The sequence below is a fragment of the Aestuariivirga litoralis genome (assembly GCF_003234965.1).
In the GTDB taxonomy this organism is placed as follows: domain Bacteria; phylum Pseudomonadota; class Alphaproteobacteria; order Rhizobiales; family Aestuariivirgaceae; genus Aestuariivirga; species Aestuariivirga litoralis.
Map to the genome: position 1 here is coordinate 1 of NZ_QKVK01000009.1, position 19,027 is coordinate 19,027.

The following is a 19,027-nucleotide window of genomic DNA, read 5'->3' on the forward strand; positions in this document are numbered from 1 at the left end:
GTAAATCGCCCCAGCGCCAATGGTACTTCGTCTTAAGACGCGGAAGAGTAGGTCGCTGCCAGGCCTGCAAAGGACAGAGAAATGATGCTCCCGCAAAGTTGAAGACTTTCCGGACAAGAGCATCGACAGGAAAACCCCTTCATCCACAATCGCAATACACAACAACCGCCGTCGGCTCCCAGCCACGGCGGTTCTTGCGTTCAGCAAACCATAATCAACACCACACACCCAACACCCCCACGCCCCCATGCCCAAAGATGGATCCCGGCATCGGCGTGGCTCTGCTCAAGCCGCGTGGCCCCTTCGCTTGAACGAGACGATCAGCGCGAGCGAGGCCAGAAGACCCACGGCGACCAGGCCGAAGGCGAAGGCAATGCCCAGCCGCGCGGCCACCATGCCGAAGACCAGCGGCGCAAGGATGCGTGGAAGCGCCGTCAGCAGCGACACGAAGCTGAGGGCCCCGGCGCGATTCTCCGGCACCAGCCGCGCCGACATGGCGAAGATCGTGGGGATGAGCAGCGCGAGGCCAAAGCCGACCGAGGCGAAGGCCGCAACGCTGACGATGAAGGATGTCGACAGGCCCAGCGCCACGAATCCGCCGATCGACACGGAGAGCGAAGCGAACATCAGCGGCATCTCACCCAGCAGCGAACGCATGCGGTCGCCCGGGAAGCGCACCGCGGCATTGCACAGGCCGAAGAACGCAGCCCCCAGTCCGGCGATCGCCGCCAGCGACGGCGCGATCTCGTCGAGCAGCTTGGCCGACCACAGCAGGGCCGCCGTTTCGGCCGCAATGATGAGCCCGGCCGCGATGCCGAGAAGCATCAACGGTGTCTTGTTCGGCAGCGTGCCGATGCGCGCGGCCTTGCCTGTTGCGAGGGCGCGCGGCGCAATGGCACGCTGGACCATGACCCATGACAGGGCGAACATCGCCGCCGCCACCGCGGCCACGGCCCAGGTTCCCCATTGTGTCGACAGCCAGCTCGCCGCCACCGCCATGACGCCGACACCGGCCGAGACGCCGCCGTGGAAGGTCATGAAGATCGGCCGCTTCAGGTCATGCTCGAGTGCCACCGCCTCGGCGTTCATGAACAGGTCGGTGAGGCCAAAACACAGGCCCATCACGGGAATGGTCACGAAGAACCACGTCGGCGATGCCGCCGTGAGATAGGCGCCGAGCGACACCGCGAAGGCTGGCAGCACGGCCAGCAGCACGGCGCGGTTCGAGGCGGCACGGGCGATCTGCCCGCCCGCCGCCATCGCGCCCACCGTCAGCACGGTCGACAGGGTCAGCCCGAGGCCGAAGGTCTCCGCGCCGATGCCGGCATTGCGCATCACCGACGGCATGGAACCGGCGAGGGCGCCGATGGCGACCCCAAAGGTCACGAAGACGGTTGTGATGGCCATGCGGGGCGAGGGAGAGGCACGTGCACTCATCGCCCGCTTCTAGCCCAGCGGAACGGGCAGGGAAACCGCCCCGACCCGACGTGCTCACATGGCTGCCAACAGCCCAAAAGAAAAGTGTCATGAGGGGTTCACAAACAGGATTCGCGTTGCTACATACAGCTCGCGTTTCGACGCGGGATGGAGCAGCCCGGTAGCTCGTCAGGCTCATAACCTGAAGGTCGTCAGTTCAAATCTGGCTCCCGCAACCAAAAAACCCCGCCCTCGCAAGAGGGCGGGGTTTCCTGTTTGCGGATCAGGCAGACTGCGCGATCCAGTCGCCCCGGGTGATTTCGTAATGAACCTCGCCTCCGGCACCGTCCGGGATTGCCGCAGCCCATGCAGCCGGCAGCGTGCGCACATGTCTCAAGCCCGCCTTTTCCAGCACCCGCCGCGAAGCATGGTTGGCGGCCATCGTGCAGCCGGTGATGCGCTGATAGCCTGCCGACCCGAAGCCCCAGCCGACAAGGGCCGCCGCCCCCTCCGACGCCAGGCCCTGGCCCCAGTGGTCCCGCCGCAGGCGATATCCGAGCTCGGCATGCTGATCCGTCTCGGGCCACAGGCAGAACCAGCCCACGAAGGACGCGGCGCCATTTCGCCGCGCTGTCCAGACATGCGGCTCGCCGCCCCTCGGCTGGAGATATGTGCCGGCAAGCTCAGCCGGCACCTGGGCGCCGACACGTCCACCGGTCAGGTGACGCATCACGTCGGGGTCGTGCTCGAGGGCGATGAAGTCGCGGCCGTCTTCCGGGCGGCATGGGCTGAGGGTCAGGCGCGGCGTGTGAAGTATCATGACTTGCGTTGCTTGCGCATCATTGCGGGCGCAGCAGGCTTTCGCCCGGCCGCCGTGTGGCGTTCCAGCTGTCCTCCACCCAGTCCTGGGCGAGATAGGCCCTGACGGATCCGGCCGCCGAGTTGCGGCGCGCGGAATCGAGCGGAACGACATGGCCGGGGCGCAGGTCCTGCACGAGCTCCGCGAGGTAGCTCCCGCGCGGCACCGGATGCTCGAGGCTCAGCCCCATGCGATCGAACAGCGAATTCCACAGATGCACGAAGATCGACCGGCCGATCCGCGCGTGCACGACGGGGAGATATTCGGGGAACCAGAAGTAATGCGTTTCGAGCCAGTGCACGGGGTAGGTCGTCTCGCTGTCTTGCGTATAGAGGTCATGGGGCCCACCAGCGATGAAGGCGGTCAGCAGGTCCGGCCCGATCTCGCCCCAACCGGTCAGGGCCCTGGCCCGCGCCTCGCTTTCATCCAGGAGACGCTCGCACAGCCCATCGCCTTTTGGAAACTTGAGGACCGCGCCATTGATCCGCGTCCGGTCCTGCCTTGCCCAGAAATGAGTGACCGCGGGCAGGCCAGCGCCCCTCATCACCACGTCGGTGTCGACCCACCAGCCGCCCCGCTCGAACAACAGCTTGTAGCGGAAGATGTTGCTGAAGGCCGAGGGGCTGCCGTCGAAATGAAACAACCTCTCCCGCGGCAGGATGGTGCTGGCGTCGTGCCATGTGACGCCCCGCGGAAGGACAGGCGCGTCATAGGAAAAGAACCGGACCTCGATGCCCCGGGTGACGAAGCTGGCAAGACAGGCGGCCTCGACGGGGGTGAGCGCATCCCCGTTCCAGAAGGTGTTCACGTGGTCTCGTGCCACGTCCTGTTGCATGACCGTGTCGCCTCCTGCGCTTGCCGATCACATGCCATTGCGCGGTGAAGATCAACAGGAACAACGTTTGCGGCCGGCGGGCCTGCCAACAGGGTTGAACTTGAACCCACCTGCGCGCCACCCTATGCTGGAGGCCAGTTGGTCTTGCCGGGTTCGACGCGTCACATGAAGAACATCATCGCGCTCCTCACGCTTATTGTCGCGTTCTGTGTCTCGTCAGGGCTTGCCGCCGCTGACGGGACGCCCGCGGCCGACCGGACCTTCGGCGACTGGGTCCTGCACTGTGCAAAGCTCAGCGGAGGCCAGGAGGCCTGCGCGCTCCACCAGAAGATCATGGCGCGCGACACCAGGCTGCCCGTGGCCTCCATTGCGCTGGCTCGCCATGACCAGAGCCATGAATTGCGGCTTGCCGCGGTTCTGCCCCTGGGGCTCGACATTCCGGCAGGCGTTGCCGGCAAGGCGGGGAGCACGCCGCTGCTTCTTTCCGTACAGACCTGCGTGAGGCGTGGCTGCATTGCCAGCACCACGGTGAGCGACAGCCTGCTGGAGACGCTGCGTGGCGCCGGGTCGCTGTCCATCACCTTCAAGATGCGCGGCGTGGGCGAGGCGACGACCATCCCGGTATCGCTGAAGGGCCTCGACGAGGGCCTGAAGGCGCTCGACACGCCCAGGAACTAGCAGGCAGACAAGGCCGCTTGCCTCTGCGCCCTGTCTCGCCTTAGCTGGCACCCGACATGACTTCACTCATCATCATCGTCATCCATGCCGCGTTGATGGCGGCCGTCATCCTGCGTGTGCTGCTGCGCCGCCCGGCACGCGGCGTGGCGCTTGCCTGGCTGCTCATGGCAATGATGCTGCCCTATATCGGTGCGGTGCTCTATTTCCTCATCGGCGAGCGGCGCATCTCGCGCAGCCGCGCGGAGCGCCTGGCCCAGATGCAGGGCGACTTCCGCAAGATCACCGCACCCCATATTGCGGAAAACCGGCTGCTGCGGGGCAGCACGCAGCTGACCCCGGAAGAGCGCCCGCTGGAGCGGGCGGGGGAAAGCTTCTTCGGCGCACCCGCCTTCACCGGCAACAGCCTGGCGCTCTCCGGCGACACGCTCGCCATGCTGCGGCACATCGCGGCCGACATCGAAGCAGCAGAGCGGAGTGTCCTGGTCGAATTCTACATCTGGACCGAGGGCGGCCTGACACGCGACGTGCTGGACGCGCTGACCCGCGCGGCGCGGCGCGGCGTCAAGTGCCTGGTGCTGGTCGACGCCATGGGGGCCGGCCGCTGGTGGAGGGGCCCTGAGCCCGGACTTCTGCGTGGGGCCGGGGTGGAACTGCGCGCCGCACTTCCCGTGGGGCTGCTGCGCGGCATCGCGGGGCGCACCGACCTGAGACTGCATCGCAAGATCGTGGTGGTCGACAGCCGCATCGCCTGGACCGGCAGCATGAACATGGTGGACCCGCGCTTCTTCAAGCAGGATTCGGGCGTGGGTGAATGGGTCGATGCCATGGTGCGCATCGAGGGGCCGGTTGCCGGCGTGCTGGGCGCGGTGATGATCAGCGACTGGGTGGCGGAAGGTGGCGTCACGCTGGAGCAGGTCCTGGCGGCCACGGGGCTTGCGCCAAGCAGTGCAAGGGGCCAGGCGCCGGTGCAGGTTCTGGCGTCGGGACCGGGTGAGTCGGGTGATGGCCTGCTGCAGATCATGCTGGCGCTCATCAATGGTGCCCGTCATGAGGTGGTGCTGACCACGCCCTATTTCGTGCCGGAGGATGCTCTCGTCACCGCCCTGCGCGGGGCGGCCGCCCGCGGGGTTCGGGTCGTCGTGGTGCTGCCGCGGCGCATCGATTCCCTCCTGGTCCGCCACGCCAGCCGGTCGTTCTTCGACGAGATCATCTCCGCTGGCTGCGAGATCTATGAGTTCAAGGCCGGCCTCCTGCACACCAAGTCGATCACCGTCGACGGCGAGCAGGCCATGTTCGGCACCGCCAATTTCGACATGCGGAGCCTGTGGCTGAACTACGAGGTTTCGCTTCTGGTCTATGACCGGGGCTTCGTGGCCGATCTCCGGGCGCTTCAGCAGAGCTACCTGGATCAATCAGACGCCGTGATGCTGGTGCCCTGGGCAAAGCGTCCGGTGGGCGCGAGGCTCATCGAGTCGACAATGCGGTTGATGACGCCGCTTCTCTGATTTTCATCTCGTCCGGAACGAAAGGCGAATCTTGCAAAGCGTTGTGCAAAGGGTTGCGGACAGCAGTTTGCACAACTTTTAGGCGTAAATCCAAAAAATTGAGCAATTTCTGGATCTTGGCTTTGAGGGCTTGACCGTGCTTGTGATGGACTGCGAAAGCCGCCCTGCAAACGTTTGCAAAATTCAGGGACAAAGCCTGAACAAATTCATAAGGCCAGATGAGCAAAGGCGTTAAAGTTGAGTGGAGTGGCAGGCCCACTGCCCAATCTTCATCAGCACGCCCATTGAGATGCGATACTCAGAGCAAATGCCCAGTCAACGGGCGCCAGTGAGCGATCCGAAGGGCCCGTAGGGCAATGGCATGCCTGAAATTCCCTGCTGCATAAGCGAAATGACGGTGCACTGCACCACAAGATCCGGATTGACCACTCTCCTTGAGTGAACATATGCTCTCACAATGAGCAAATAATTGCTCGCACGAACGGGAGGACCATATGAAATCTCTTCTGGCAGGCATTTTGGGCGCGATCAGCCTCGCCGCCCTTGCCTCGACCGCCTCGGCCGAAACAACCCTGACCATTGCCACCGTGAACAACGGCGACATGATCCGCATGCAGGGCCTGACCGAGGACTTCACCAAGAACAACCCTGACATCAAGCTCGAGTGGGTGACCCTCGAGGAGAACGTGCTGCGCGAGAAGGTGACGACCGACATCGCCACCAAGGGCGGCCAGTTCGACGTCCTCACCATCGGCACCTATGAAGTGCCGATCTGGGGCAAGAAGGGCTGGCTCGTGCCGCTGACGCAGGTCGACGACCCGGCTGACCTGCTGCCCGCCATCGCTGGCGGCCTCACGGTCGACGGCAAGCTGATGGCCTCACCCTTCTATGGCGAGAGCTCCATGGTGATGTACCGCACCGACCTCGTCGAGGCAGCGGGCGAGAAGATGCCGGATGCCCCCACCTGGGCGGACATCAAGCGCATCGCCGGCAAGATCACCAACAAGGACAAGGAAATCTACGGCGTCTGCCTGCGCGGCAAGGCCGGCTGGGGCGAGAACATGGCCTTCATCACGGCCACGTCGAACTCCTTCGGTGCGCGCTGGTTCGACGAGAGCTGGAAGCCCCAGTTCGATACCCAGGAGTGGAAGGACACCCTCAACTTCTACCTCGACCTGCTGAAGACCGATGGCCCTCCGGGCGCTTCGTCCAACGGCTTCAACGAGAACCTGGCGCTGTTCAACGCCGGCAAGTGCGGCATGTGGATCGACGCCACGGTGGCTGCCTCCTTCGTGACCAACCCGAAGGACTCGAAGGTCGCCGACAAGGTGGGCTTCGCGCTGGCGCCGGACAACGGGCTGGGCAAGCGCGGCAACTGGCTGTGGGCCTGGTCGCTGGCCATTCCCGCCGGCACGCAGAAGGAAGAGGCCGCCCAGAAGTTCATCAACTGGGCCACGTCCAAGCACTACACCGAGCTCGTCGCCTCCAAGGAAGGCTGGGCCAATGTTCCTCCGGGCACCCGCACCTCGCTCTATGCGAACCCGGAATATGCCAAGGTTCCCTTCGCCAAGATGACGCTCGACTCGATCAACTCGGCTGACCCGACCAAGCCCACCGTCAAGCCGGTGCCTTACGTCGGCGTGCAGTTCGTGGCGATCCCCGAGTTTGCCGGCATGGCAACCACGGTGGGCCAGATCTTCTCGGCGGCGCTGGCCGGCGAGAAGACCGCGGATGAAGCACTCGCCGAGGCCCAGGACGTGGCGACGCGCGAGATGACCAAGGCCGGCTACATCAAGTAACGAAACCTCCCGCAACTGGGCTGCCCGGACTCCTCCGGGCAGCCATTTTCCCTCCCTCTCCGGGGCTTGATTCATGGCAACGCAGCAGACACGCTCGATCGGCCGGATCGCCGTTGCACCATCGGTCCTCGCCCTCTTCCTGTGGATGATCGTGCCGCTGGGCATGACCATCTGGTTCTCCTTCCTCCGCTACAACCTGCTCGATCCCAATCCCGCCTGCTCGCTGCTGACGCCCGGCGCGCTCATCGACGAGGCCAACCGCTGCCTCGCGGGCACCACAAACTATTATTACTTCCTCACCGACCCCGCCTTCTTCAAGGCCATGCGCAATTCCCTGCTGCTGGTGTTCTGGGTGCTGGTGATCTCGGTCGCGGGCGGCACGCTGCTGGCCCTGCTGCTCGACCAGGCCATCTATGGCCGCAACTTCGTCCGCCTCATGGTGATCGCACCCTTCTTCGTCATGCCCACCGTTTCCGCACTGGTGTGGAAGAACATGATGATGCACCCGGTGCAGGGCTTCCTCGCCTGGATCACCAAGTCACTGGGCTTCGGCGCCATCGACTGGTTCGCGCATTACCCGATGACGGCGATCGTCATCATGGTGTCATGGCAATGGCTGCCCTTCGCCACGCTCATCATCCTCACCGCCTTGCAGAGTTTCGACGAGGAGCAGAAGGAAGCGGCCCAGATGGATGGGACACCGCCCCTGTCCTTCTTCTGGTACATGATCGTGCCGCATCTGGCGCGGCCGGTCACCGTCGTCATCCTCATCGAGACGATCTTCCTCCTCAACGTCTTCGCGGAGATCTATGTCACGGGCTCGGGCGGCCGCGCCGGAAACCTGCCCTTCCTCGTCTACCAGTATGGCCTGCTCTCGAACGACATCGGCGGCGCGTCGGCCGGCGGCATCATCGCGGTGATCCTTGCCAACATCGTCGCCTTCTTCCTGATGCGCATGATCGGCAAGAACCTGGAGGGCTGAGACACATGGCACGCGCAGTTCCCCTCCGCCGCAAGCTGATCTTCACAGGCCTCGCCTGGGTCATCGGCTTTGCCATCTTCTTCCCGATCCTGTGGACGATCCTCACGAGCTTCAAGACGGAAGGCGAAGCCGTCAGCATTCCGCCCACCTTCCTGTTCTTCGACTGGACGCTGGAGAATTACGGCGTCGTGCAGGAGCGTTCGGACTATCTGAAATTCGCGTCGAACTCGGTGATCCTGGCGCTCGGCTCGACGCTGATCGGGCTCCTCGTCGCTGTCCCTGCCGCCTGGGCCATGGCCTTCGCACCCGGCAAGCGGACGAAGGACCTGCTGATGTGGATGCTCTCCACCAAGATGATGCCGCCGGTGGGCGCGTTGATCCCGCTCTACCTGATCTTCCGCGACCTCAAGCTGCTCGACAGCCACATCGGCATCATCATGGTGCTGATGCTGCTCAACCTGCCGATCATCATCTGGATGCTCTACACCTATTTCAAGGAAATCCCGGGCGAGATCCTCGAGGCCTCGCGCATGGATGGTGCGTCCATCGGCAAGGAACTGATCTATGTGCTCGCACCCATGGCCGTGCCGGGAATCGCGTCCACCGTTCTCCTCAACATCATCCTCGCCTGGAACGAGGCTTTCTGGACGCTGACGCTGACCACCAAGGATGCCGCACCCTTGACCCAGTTCATCGCCTCCTATTCGAGCCCGGAGGGCCTGTTCTGGGCCAAGCTGTCGGCGGCCTCCACCATGGCCATCGCCCCCATCCTCGTCCTCGGCTGGTTCGCCCAGAAGCAGCTCGTCCGCGGCCTCACCTTCGGAGCAGTGAAGTAAATGGGCACCATTTCCCTCAGGAACGTCCGCAAGGCCTTCGGCGAGGCCGTCATCATTCCCGGTGCAGATCTCGACATCGAGGATGGCGAGTTCATCGTCTTCGTCGGTCCGTCGGGCTGCGGCAAGTCAACCCTGCTGCGCCTCATCGCGGGTCTCGAGGACCTGACCTCCGGCCAGATCATGATTGACGGTACGGATGTCTCCGACGTGCCGCCGGCCAAGCGCGGCCTCGCCATGGTGTTCCAGTCCTATGCGCTCTATCCGCACATGAGTGTGAGGAACAACATCGCCTTCGGCCTCAAGATGGCGGGCGAGCCGAAGGAGCAGATCGACGCCAAGGTGGCCAAGGCCGCCGCCACGCTGAACCTCACGGACTATCTCGAGAGGAAGCCCCGCCAGCTCTCCGGCGGTCAGCGCCAGCGTGTCGCCATCGGCCGCGCCATCGTGCGACAGCCCAAGTGCTTCCTGTTCGACGAGCCGTTGTCGAACCTGGATGCCGCGCTCCGCGTCAACATGCGCGTCGAGATCATGCAGCTCCACCAGCAGCTCGACGCCACCATGATCTACGTGACCCATGACCAGGTGGAGGCCATGACCATGGCCGACCGCATCGTGGTGCTGAACAAGGGCGTCATCGAGCAGGTCGGCTCGCCGCTCGATCTCTACAACAGGCCGAACTCGGTCTTTGTCGCGGGCTTCATCGGCTCGCCCAAGATGAACCTGATCACCGGCCCCTTCGCCGCGGCATACAAGGCCGCCACCCTCGGCATCAGGCCCGAGCATATCGCCATCGTTCCGGAAGGCGGCGAGGCGCGCGGCACCATCACCCTGGCCGAGCATCTGGGGTCCGACTCCTTCCTTCACGTCGAGGCAGGCGATGCCGGCCGCCTCACGGTGCGCGCACCGGGTGATTATGCGGGCAAGCCCGGCGACATGGTGGCGCTGCATTTCGACCCGTCACGGCTTCATCGTTTCGACTCCCAGGGAAAGGTTCTCGTCTGATGCGTCTCCAGGGCAAGACCGCGATCATCACCGGCGGTGCACGCGGCATCGGTGCCGCCATTGCGGCAGGTTATGCCCGCGAGGGTGCGCGTGTCTGCGTGGCGGACCTCAACTTCGCCGAGGCCGATGCGCTGGCGCAGAGGATCGGCAACGGGTCCTTCGCCTATGCGCTGAACGTCACCAGGCTGGACGAGATCAAGGACTGCGTCGCCGAATGCGAGAAGCGCATGGGCGGCATCGATATCCTCGTCAACAATGCCGCAGTCTTCGACATGGCGCCCTGGGGCGAGATCACCGAGAAGAGCTATGACTTCGTCTTCGACGTCAACGTGAAGGGCCTGATCTTCATGCTGCAGGAAGTGGCGGAGAGCATGAAGCGCAGGGGCCAGGGCGGCAAGATCATCAATTTCGCATCGCAGGCCGGACGTCGCGGCGAGGCGCTGGTCGCCGTCTATTGCGCGTCCAAGGCCGCGGTGATCTCCCTCACCCAGTCGGCGGGCCTTGCCCTCATCTCGCACCGGATCAATGTCAACGGCATCGCACCCGGCGTCGTCGATACGCCGATGTGGGAACATGTCGACGGGCTCTTCGCCAAATACGAGAACCGCCCCAAGGGCGAAAAGAAGCGCCTCGTCGGTGAGGGCGTTCCCTTTGGCCGCATGGGTAGGCCGGAGGACCATGTCGGCTGCGCCATCTTCCTGGCGTCATCCGAGAGCGACTACGTGGTCGCCCAGACCTACAATGTCGATGGCGGCCAGTGGATGAGCTGACGCTCATCACCCGATTTGCAGAGAGAAGTGACATGACGAAGCTGAACCGCGCCAACCTGCCGAGCCTCAAGGGCGTCGCCGTGCCGAACTACCGGGCCTCTGACCTGAAGCCCGGCATCCTGCATTTCGGCCTCGGCAACTTCCACCGCGCGCACCAGGCCGTCTATCTCGACGCGCTGTTCAACATGGGCAAGTCGCGCGACTGGGGCATCATCGGCACCGGCGTGCGCCCCGCCGACCGCGACATGCATGATGCGCTGAAGCCCCAGGACTGGCTGACCACCGTGGTGGAGCAGGAGGCCAGTGTCAGCCGCGCCCGCGTCACCGGCGCCATGCTGGGCATGATCCCGCCGGAGGACCGTGCGGCGATCGTCCGGCAACTCGCCGATCCGGCGATCCGCATCGTCTCCATCACCGTCACCGAAGGCGGCTATTTCATCGATCCTGCCACCGGCCAGTTCAATCCGGAGTTCGAGGAGATCGCCGTCGACGGCAGGAACCCGGATGATCCGCGCACCGTCTTCGGCCTCATCGCACTCGGCCTCAGGAAGCGCCGCGCGGCGGGCACCAGGCCATTCACCGTCATGTCCTGCGACAACATTCCCCACAATGGCGTGGTTGCGCGCAATGCGGTCGCTGGTGTCGCGCGGCTGTGGGACAGGGGCCTTGCCGACTGGATCGCCGCCACGGCCGCCTTCCCCAATGGCATGGTGGACCGCATCACGCCGGCGACGACCGACCGCGAGCGCAAGCTCTGTGCGCAGGATTTCGGCATCGAGGACAACTGGCCGGTCTATTGCGAGGAGTTCATCCAGTGGGTGCTGGAAGACAATTTCTGCAATGGCCGGCCGGAGCTCGAAGCCGCGGGCGTGCAGTTCGTGCCGGACGTCACCCCCTTCGAATTCATGAAGATCCGCATCCTCAATGGCGGCCATGCCGCGATCGCCTATCCGGCGAGCCTGCTCGACGTGCATTTCGTCCATGATGCGATGAACCATCCGCTTGTGGGCGCCTTCTTCGCCAAGATCGAGCGCGAGGAGATCATGCCGACGGTGCCGCCGGTGCCGGGAGTTGTCCTGGACGACTACTATCACCTCATCCACCGCCGCTTCTCCAACCCGAAGATCGGCGACACCATTCCCCGGCTGGCCTTCGACGGTTCGAACCGCCAGCCCAAGTTCATCGTGCCGGTGGCGCGCGACCGGCTGAAGGCGGGAGGCTCCATCGACTCCCTCGCTTTCGAGTCGGCCCTCTGGTGCCGCCACTGTTTCGGCAAGACCGAGACGGGCAAGGACATCACGGCGGGTGACCCGATCTGGCCACGGCTCACCGAGCTGGCGGCAAAGGCCAAGTCCGACCCGCTCGCATGGTTGTCGATGGAGGATGTCTATGGCGATGTCGGCCAGTCGGCCATCTTCCGCAAGGCCTTCGCCAGGAGCCTGACTGACATCTGGTCGAAAGGCACCGCGCAGGCGCTGGCCGATTTCGTGGGCGCCTAGGCCTCGCGCGTCGCCAGTTCCGCCTTGCGGCTGAGGCTTGCGAGCGCCAACCGCTGCAGCGTGGCCGCAGCAATGCCGGTAACGAGGCCCACGGCCACCGTCGCCGCGATGCCCCATAGGCCATAGCCCTGCAGTTGGAGAAGCTCGGGGATCACGAGGTGAAAGAGATAGATGTGATAGCTTGAGGCTGCCACCAGCATCACGCCCGGCAGCACGAGGCGCGGCAGGCGGATTGCCGGAAGAAACAGCAGCATGGCCATGACCGGAAGCTGCACCAGGTTCATCACCCAGGCGCCCGTCCAGTTGCCGCCGAAATAGGCGGCCGCCGGGCTGATCACTGCAAGAGCGGCCAGCAGCAGCAGCTTCTGTGATGTCCTCTGTGCGAAATAGGCAGCCCAGCCCAGCAGTGGCAGCCACAGCACATAGCTGAGCAGGAAGATCTTGCGCAGGCCGATGTCATAAATGAGCGGCACGCCGTAGCGCAGGCCAAAGGCCATGATCATCGCCACGAAGGCGGTGGCAAAGGGCTGCCTGGCCACGGCCCGCCGCAGGCTGCCGAAGGAAAAGGCCAGCGCGGTCACCAGGCAGAGCTGGGCATAGGCCTCCACGAACCAGTACTGGAAGGGCAACATCGTGCCCTTTGCCGGATCGGCGAAGCCGAGATTGCCCACCAGGAAGAGCGAGGCCCAGGGGATCTGCTCCCAGGCGAGCGCAAATCCCGCGATCACCACGAAATAGGGAAGCAGGTTCCGCATCATCGGATGCAGGATGGCGGACACGCGGCCCTCGAACAGAGGTTCGCGGTGGAAGCGCGCGAAGCCATAGCCCACCAGCATCATCAGCACCATGGCGCCGCCGGGGATCGGCCAGTTGGAGGCATGGTGCAGCACGATGAGCAGTATGGCCGCGGCGCGCAGCACGATGTGGCTCTCGACCTTGCCGAACCAGGAACGCCGTGGTGCGGCCGTGCGGTCTGCCATCGCCTCCAGCGTCGCGATGGGCATGGCCTCCCAGCCGTTGGGCAACTGGCCCAGCCGTGCCTCCACGGCAAGCGACACCTGCACATAGGCAAGCGAGTCGCCTTCGAGGCTTTCGAAGCTGTCCTGCGGGGTCACCGGACGGGGGTAGAAGGCGGCGCGGACATCCTGCAGCAGGTCGCGCGCAGGCGTCGCAGCGGCTGACGGGGCAGGGGCCGAGAGCGCCCGATAGTCGATCTTGCCCGATGCCAGCCGGGGCAGGCTGTCGTGGCGTGCGAGGCGGATGAAACGCTGCGGAATGGCGGCGGCCTCCGCCGCAAGGCGGATCACGTCCGCGTCCGTCGTCTCGGCATGGACGGTGATCGCCTCGTCATTGCCGGTTACCGCGCAGGCGATGCCGCGTTCGCGCAGCGACCACTCGATCGCCTCATGCCCGATGCGCAGGCCGGCGAGCTTCGAGAAGCGCTTTGCGCGGCCCACGAGGCGGATGAGCCCTGCCTCCGTCATCACTGCGATGTCGCCGGTGGCGAGTTCGTCGAGCTCCGCACCGCGTGCGAGGTCGGCACGTGCCGTGGCATAGCCCATCATCACATTGGGCCCGCGGTAGAAGAGCTCGCCTTCCTCGCCGCACGCCGCATCGATGCGGAAGGTGCCCCCGGGAATGGCGATGCCGACGCAGTCGGGATGTGCCGCAGCTTCACCGGGCGGAAGATAGGCCATGCGCGCTGTCGCTTCCGTTTGGCCATACATGACGAAGAACTGGCCGCCATGCGCCCGCATGGCCTCGGCATACTGCGTCACCAGGTCCGGCGCCAGGCGGCCGCCGGCGCAGGTCATGCTGCGCAGCGCAGGCCACATCCGCTGGCGGAATCCGATGCGCTCGAGCAGTTCGAAGCTGTAGGGAACGCCGGCAAGGCTGGTGCAGCCAAGTCGCGCTGCCGCGTCGAGGACACCATCGGCGATCAGGCTCGCCCCGCAGAAGGCAAGGCTGCCGCCGGCCGCCAGATGCGAATTGAGCACCGAGAGGCCATAGGAATAATGGAAGGGCAGGGTCTGCGCGGCACGGTCCTGCGCGGTGAGGCCAAGATAGTCCATGATGCTCGCGGCATTGGCCGCGACGCTGGCCCGCGACAGCCGCACCCAGCGGGGCCGCCCTTCGCTGCCCGAAGTGGCCAGCATGACGGCCAGGTCCGGGTGAAGGCGGCCGCGCGCGCGGTTGCTGCGTTCCGTCATCTGCCAGCCGCCGCCGTTGAGCGCAAAGCTGATGTCGGGCGCAAAATCGCGGTGGAAGAGTGCGGCGGCAGCTGCATCGCCCGGCGGCAGCAGGGCCACGGCATGGCCCGCCGAGAGCGCGGCGAGATAGGCGATGACGAAGTCGGCCCGCGGCTGCGCCTCCAGCGCCACCAGTTTCTTCGAATGCCCCATGCGCTGCGCCAGTTCGGTCACGCTGACCGAGAGTGCGGCATAGCTCAGCACATGGTCGGTGAAGACCAGCGCCGGCGCGTCATTGCCGGGCGCAAGATGCTCGAGGATGTTCAAGGAAACACTGGCTCCGCCGTTCGACTGCGCGATCAGCTAGGGGGCAATAATGGCTGTTCCTTGACTGGACCCTGACATGAATCAAGCAGCTCCCGTCTTTCGCCAGTAAGTTATCGAAAGGAAGGCGGGCCCGCTCCCAAAATGCAACTTTAGTCGAAGTCTTGCCGCCTCAGCGGTCGATCGCCTTCATGGAGGCTGGGATGTAGCGCTCGCCCGCGGCGACGCCCTTGGGGAAGGCGGCGGCCAGGCGGCGCAGGTCGCTCACCGTCAGCACGATCGCTTCCGCCCTGGCGTTTTCCTCGAGGTAGCGGCGGCGCTTGGTGCCGGGGATCGGCACGATGTCGTCACCCTGCGCCATCACCCAGGCCAGCGCGATCTGCCCCGGCGTGGCGCCCTTCTCGGCGGCGAGTGCCTCCACTTCCTTGAGGAGGACAAGGTTGCGCTCGAAATTCTCGCCCTGGAAGCGCGGCGTCCTGGTGCGGTAGTCGGAGGCATCGAGGCTTTGGGGGTCCTTGAAGCGGCCCGTGAGGAAGCCGCGGCCGAGCGGGCTGTAGGGCACGAAGCCGATGCCGAGGCGGCGCACCGTGGGCAGGATCTCGTCCTCCACGTCGCGCGTCCACAGCGAGTATTCGGTCTGGAGTGCCGTGATCGGGTGCACCCTGTGCGCCCGCTCGATGGTGCGGGGTGATGCTTCGGAGAGGCCGAGGTAGCGCACCTTCCCCTCCTTCACGAGATCGGCCATGGCCCCCACCGTCTCCTCGATCGGCGTGTTGGGGTCCACGCGGTGCTGGTAATAGAGGTCGATCACCTCGATGCCCAGTCGCTTCAGGCTCTGCTCGCAGCAGGCCTTCACATAGTCGGGCTTGCCGTTCACGCCCAGGAAGGCGCCATCGGGCGCGCGCACATTGCCGAACTTGGTGGCGATCACGAAGCTGTCGCGCTTGCCCCTGATGGCGCTGCCAACGAGCTCCTCGTTGCGGCCCACGCCATACATGTCGGCGGTGTCGAGGAAGGTGATGCCAAGCTCGAGGGCGCGGTGGATGGTGGCGATCGATTCGTCATCGTCCTGCCCGGCATAGAAGTCCGACATGCCCATGCAGCCAAGACCCATGGCAGAAACGCTGAGCTGGCCGAGGTTGCGCGTGTGCATGGGAAACTCCTTGGATCAGGGCTGGAACATCAGATTACGCAGCGCCTTGACGGCAATTTCAAGGTCGCGCTGCGCGGCACCGGGTTGCGGCGGCGGCACGGCTTCGCCGAACCAGCCGAGCCGGCCTTCGGTGACGAGGCGCTGGAATAGCTTGCGCCGGTCAGGTGCCACTTCGATGACACCCGCATCGAACAGCCAGCGCAGCGCTGCCGTCAGCGGCCGCGGGGTTTCGATGGCGTGGCGATAGAGCCAGCTCCCGAGCTTCCACTTGGCGTTCAGGGCCTGCGGCAAGGGATAGACGGAGACGGGCTTCTGCGTGGCCAGCGCATCCGCCACCATGGAGACGGAATCGCTGGTCACGATGATCGCCGACGCCTCGGCCAGGGCCTCCCGGTAGCGATTGGCGCCGCGTCCGAAGATGCTCAGCCGGTGCGGCGCGGTGATGCGGCGCTCGAGCACGGCAATCGCCTCCGGCGGTGTGCGCGGGCTGGTCACCACGTCAAGAGTGGCGCCGGCGTTTGCCGCATGGGCCAGCACATCGGTAGCGAGCCGCTCGGCAGCGGAGGCATCGAGCAGGTCGGGAAAAGCGGGGCCGCCCACGGCAAGCGCAATCGGACCACCGCCGGAGGTGGCAGTGGCCTCCGTCACCTCCGCCAGCGGCATGGCGAGTTCCACCACATTGTCAGCAGGCGGAATGCGATATTGCGCGGTGGTGAGAACGAGGTCGAAATTCCGCGGCGCTCCCGCCGGACGGCCGAGGCAGACGATGCGCGTTGCGGGAGACAGGCGCTTGATCTCGCGGGCGATCACACTGGGCGAGGCCTCGGCAACGAGCACGAGGTCGGGCCAGGGCGGCGATATCTTCTCCTTCAGCAAGAGCTTCGACAGCACGGGGATCTCCGGCCCCGCGAAACGCAGTGTCTTGATTTCGCAGGGCCAGCCCGTGGCCCTCGCCAGGGCCAGCATCTGGTCGAGGTCGCCCTTCCGCCCGCGCGAGAGGATCCAGATCGTCGGGTCAGCGGCCATCAGCTTCGCGCAGTACGGCCCGGTAGCTGTCGAGCAGGCCGGAGAGGATGGCATCCCAGCTGAATGTCAGCGCCCGAGCCCGCGCTGCTGCCCCCATGCGCCGGCGCAGGGCTTCGTCCGTCACCAGGGCTGCGAGCCTGTCGGCCAGCCCCGCTTCATCGCGCGCGCTGACGAGGTGTCCCGTCTCGCCCTCCACCACCAGCGAATTGCTGCCGCTGGCAATGGCGTTGACGGCGGGAAGACCGCTCGCCATCGCTTCCAGCGTCACGTTGCCGAAGGTTTCGCTTTCGGAGGGAAAGAAGAAGATGTCGGAGGAGGCATAGGCGCGTGCAAGCGCCTCGCCATGCAGGAAGCCGGCGAAGACGCCGTTCTTCAGCCCCGCCTTCATCGCCGCCATCTCGGGTCCGTCGCCGATCACCAGCGGCTTCACCTTCAACCCGCGCGCGGTGAGCAGGTTCATCACGGCCATGTAGATCGCCGTGTTCTTCTCCTTCACCAGCCGCCCGGCGAAGCTGACCGCCACCTCGTCATCGGCGATGCCCAGCGCGCGCCGCCACGCCATGTCGCGCCGTGCCGGCGAGAACAGCTCGCTGTCAACCCCGCGCGCCCACACCTCCACGTGGCTCGACTGGCCCTCGCTGCGGATGATCTCCGCCATCGACTCCGAGGGCGGATAGACGCGGCGCACGCGGTTGTAGAAGTTCCGCATGTAGCGCTGGCCCAGCTTTTCGAAAAGCCCAAGGCCATAGAATCGCAGATATGTGTCGTAGCGCGTGTGGTAGGAGGCGACGGCAGGCACATTCCAGAGTTCGGCGAGCTTCAGCGCCTGGTAGCCGAGTATGTCCGGCACCGCGATATGGAACAGCGTGGGGCGGAAGGCCTCGAGCCGCCTGCGCTGCTCTGCCGGAAGCCCCGTCGCAATGCGGTATTCCTTGCGCGTCGGAATGGCGAAGGAGGGCACGGCGACGAGCTCGCCCACCGATTCGAAGGCGGGCGTCTCCGCCACGGGGGCGAAGACCAGTACCGGCACGCCGCGGCTTTCCAGGAACGCCACGAGGCGGTTCAGCGTCAGCGCCACGCCGTCCTTGATGTAGTTGTAGTTGCCCGTGAAAAGAGCCACCCGCAGCTCGTCTGCGGGTGGCTCTGACGGATGCGACTGGTGCGCCGCGCTCAGGCTGCGGCCTTCATTTCGGTGAGCGGCGGCAGGCTGGGGGCTGCCTTCATCACCTCGACCGAGTCATGACGGATGTAGTTCTTGTCCATCGCTTCCTTGATCTGGGCGTCGGTCACCATGCCGGCCTCGTAGGCGCCCTTCAGCAGGCCATAGAACAGCTGTTCCTGCTTGGGGTCCGGGTGGCGGGCATAATGGCCGAGGAAGGCGTGGTCGCCGAACATCTTGCGGCGCATGCGCATGATCCAGCCGATCACCGGCACGAATTCGGTCGGCGTGTAGTCGACCTTCAGGCCGGTCTTCCACGGCTGGGTGCGGCGGCGGGTATTGTGGATCATCTTCGTTGCGGGCGTCAGCTTGTCGAAGTCGTTCCACTCGTTCTCGAACACGCCGATGGTGTTGGGGTCTTCCATGAGGAGCGAGATCCACTGGTGGTAGTCGCGCTTGCCTTCGAACAGTTCGTTGAAGCCCTTCTCCACGTCCCAGTGCTTCAGCTTGGCGCAGTCGAGCAGCATGACGGAGGAGGCATAGGCGCCGTTCTTGAACTTGGAGCCGCGGCACATGATGGCCTTGCCCTGCATGTCGCGCGTCAGCAGCTCCCACACGTCCTGCACCGCGAAGACATCAGGGTCGACGACGAGGGCGCGGCCCTGGTAGCCCATCAGCTGCGGCGGCAGGAAGCGGGTGAGGGTAAAGGTCTGCAGGTCATTCTCGTGCCACACGCGGTCCACCCCGTGGCGCTTGTAGGTCTGGCCGTCGCGCTTGGCGAACCAGGGGTAGTCTTCCTTGTGCATGATGGTCACGTCGAACTTGTCGGCGTGGGGCGAACGCTTCATCGAATAGGCGGACACGATCGCGCCGATCGACTGCTTGTTGTTCGTCTGGATGAAGATGTGAGGCCGGGTGGCCCCAGCATTGCCGGTCATAGCCATGACAATCCCCGAAACTATTGCTTACAACGGCCCCCTGTATCATGTACTGAC

The 19,027-nt window shown here is 65.1% G+C and carries 16 protein-coding genes and 1 tRNA gene; 9 read left to right on the forward strand and 8 right to left on the reverse strand.

All coding sequences use genetic code 11. The annotated features are described in order from the left end of the window. Positions 1-285: 285 nt before the first annotated feature. Positions 286-1,437, reverse strand: coding sequence for an MFS transporter (locus DK847_RS16845; RefSeq protein WP_146256169.1), 1,152 nt, complete (start codon positions 1,435-1,437; stop codon positions 286-288). 141 nt (positions 1,438-1,578) lie between these two features. Here DK847_RS16845 and DK847_RS16850 point away from each other — a divergent pair. Then, positions 1,579-1,655 (forward strand) — tRNA-Met (locus DK847_RS16850). A 44-nt stretch (positions 1,656-1,699) separates the two neighbouring features. On the opposite strand, the gene DK847_RS16855 is transcribed toward DK847_RS16850, so the two are convergent. Together DK847_RS16855 and DK847_RS16860 are read right to left on the reverse strand one after the other, a co-directional pair. Further along, positions 1,700-2,236, reverse strand: a complete 537-nt coding sequence (locus DK847_RS16855) for a GNAT family N-acetyltransferase (protein ID WP_111199710.1) — start codon at positions 2,234-2,236, stop codon at positions 1,700-1,702. 19 nt (positions 2,237-2,255) lie between these two features. Further along, positions 2,256-3,110 (reverse strand): hypothetical protein, encoded by an 855-nt coding sequence (locus DK847_RS16860; protein ID WP_146256170.1) that lies wholly within the window; start codon positions 3,108-3,110, stop codon positions 2,256-2,258. Positions 3,111-3,275: 165 nt separating this feature from the next. On the opposite strand from DK847_RS16860, the gene DK847_RS16865 reads away from it, so the two are divergent. From DK847_RS16865 to DK847_RS16900, 8 genes are all read left to right on the forward strand, one after another. Continuing rightward, a complete protein-coding gene (locus DK847_RS16865; RefSeq protein WP_111199712.1) occupies positions 3,276-3,788 on the forward strand; it encodes an invasion associated locus B family protein in 513 nt (170 codons plus the stop codon). 56 nt (positions 3,789-3,844) lie between these two features. Then, a complete protein-coding gene (cls, locus tag DK847_RS16870; protein WP_111199713.1) occupies positions 3,845-5,293 on the forward strand; it encodes a cardiolipin synthase in 1,449 nt (482 codons plus the stop codon). A 494-nt stretch (positions 5,294-5,787) separates the two neighbouring features. Then, positions 5,788-7,092, forward strand: coding sequence for an ABC transporter substrate-binding protein (locus DK847_RS16875; RefSeq protein WP_111199714.1), 1,305 nt, complete (start codon positions 5,788-5,790; stop codon positions 7,090-7,092). 73 nt (positions 7,093-7,165) lie between these two features. After that, positions 7,166-8,074, forward strand: coding sequence for a carbohydrate ABC transporter permease (locus tag DK847_RS16880; protein WP_111199715.1), 909 nt, complete (start codon positions 7,166-7,168; stop codon positions 8,072-8,074). A gap of 5 nt (positions 8,075-8,079) precedes the next feature. Further along, the gene (locus DK847_RS16885) at positions 8,080-8,910 is read left to right on the forward strand and encodes a carbohydrate ABC transporter permease (RefSeq protein ID WP_111199716.1); all 831 of its coding nucleotides are present in this window, start codon (positions 8,080-8,082) and stop codon (positions 8,908-8,910) included. Next, the gene (locus DK847_RS16890) at positions 8,911-9,912 is read left to right on the forward strand and encodes an ABC transporter ATP-binding protein (RefSeq protein ID WP_111199717.1); all 1,002 of its coding nucleotides are present in this window, start codon (positions 8,911-8,913) and stop codon (positions 9,910-9,912) included. It abuts the gene before it with no gap. Continuing rightward, positions 9,912-10,682 carry an L-iditol 2-dehydrogenase gene (locus DK847_RS16895; protein WP_111199718.1) on the forward strand — a complete coding sequence of 257 codons (771 nt, stop codon included), beginning with the start codon at positions 9,912-9,914 and terminating at the stop codon, positions 10,680-10,682. Before DK847_RS16890 ends, DK847_RS16895 begins: the two co-directional genes overlap by 1 nt. 32 nt (positions 10,683-10,714) lie before the next feature. Further along, positions 10,715-12,181, forward strand: a complete 1,467-nt coding sequence (locus tag DK847_RS16900; RefSeq protein WP_111199719.1) for a mannitol dehydrogenase family protein — start codon at positions 10,715-10,717, stop codon at positions 12,179-12,181. On the opposite strand, the gene DK847_RS16905 is transcribed toward DK847_RS16900, so the two are convergent. The 5 genes from DK847_RS16905 to DK847_RS16925 all read right to left on the reverse strand — a co-directional run bounded on the left by DK847_RS16905 (position 12,178) and on the right by DK847_RS16925 (position 18,976). Then, the gene (locus DK847_RS16905; protein WP_111199720.1) at positions 12,178-14,697 is read right to left on the reverse strand and encodes an AMP-binding protein; all 2,520 of its coding nucleotides are present in this window, start codon (positions 14,695-14,697) and stop codon (positions 12,178-12,180) included. The two genes, DK847_RS16900 and DK847_RS16905, sit on opposite strands and share 4 nt — an antisense overlap. Before the next feature lie 169 nt (positions 14,698-14,866). Next, positions 14,867-15,847 carry an aldo/keto reductase gene (locus DK847_RS16910; protein WP_111199721.1) on the reverse strand — a complete coding sequence of 327 codons (981 nt, stop codon included), beginning with the start codon at positions 15,845-15,847 and terminating at the stop codon, positions 14,867-14,869. 15 nt (positions 15,848-15,862) lie between these two features. Further along, a complete protein-coding gene (locus DK847_RS16915; RefSeq protein ID WP_161957341.1) occupies positions 15,863-16,873 on the reverse strand; it encodes an ELM1/GtrOC1 family putative glycosyltransferase in 1,011 nt (336 codons plus the stop codon). Next, complete coding sequence (locus DK847_RS16920) at positions 16,863-17,993, reverse strand: glycosyltransferase family 4 protein (RefSeq protein WP_245414656.1); 1,131 nt, start codon at positions 17,991-17,993, stop codon at positions 16,863-16,865. The genes DK847_RS16915 and DK847_RS16920 overlap by 11 nt, the downstream gene beginning before the upstream one ends. A 50-nt stretch (positions 17,994-18,043) precedes the next feature. Further along, positions 18,044-18,976 carry a hypothetical protein gene (locus DK847_RS16925; RefSeq protein ID WP_204508374.1) on the reverse strand — a complete coding sequence of 311 codons (933 nt, stop codon included), beginning with the start codon at positions 18,974-18,976 and terminating at the stop codon, positions 18,044-18,046. Between the last annotated feature and the right edge of the window lie 51 nt (positions 18,977-19,027).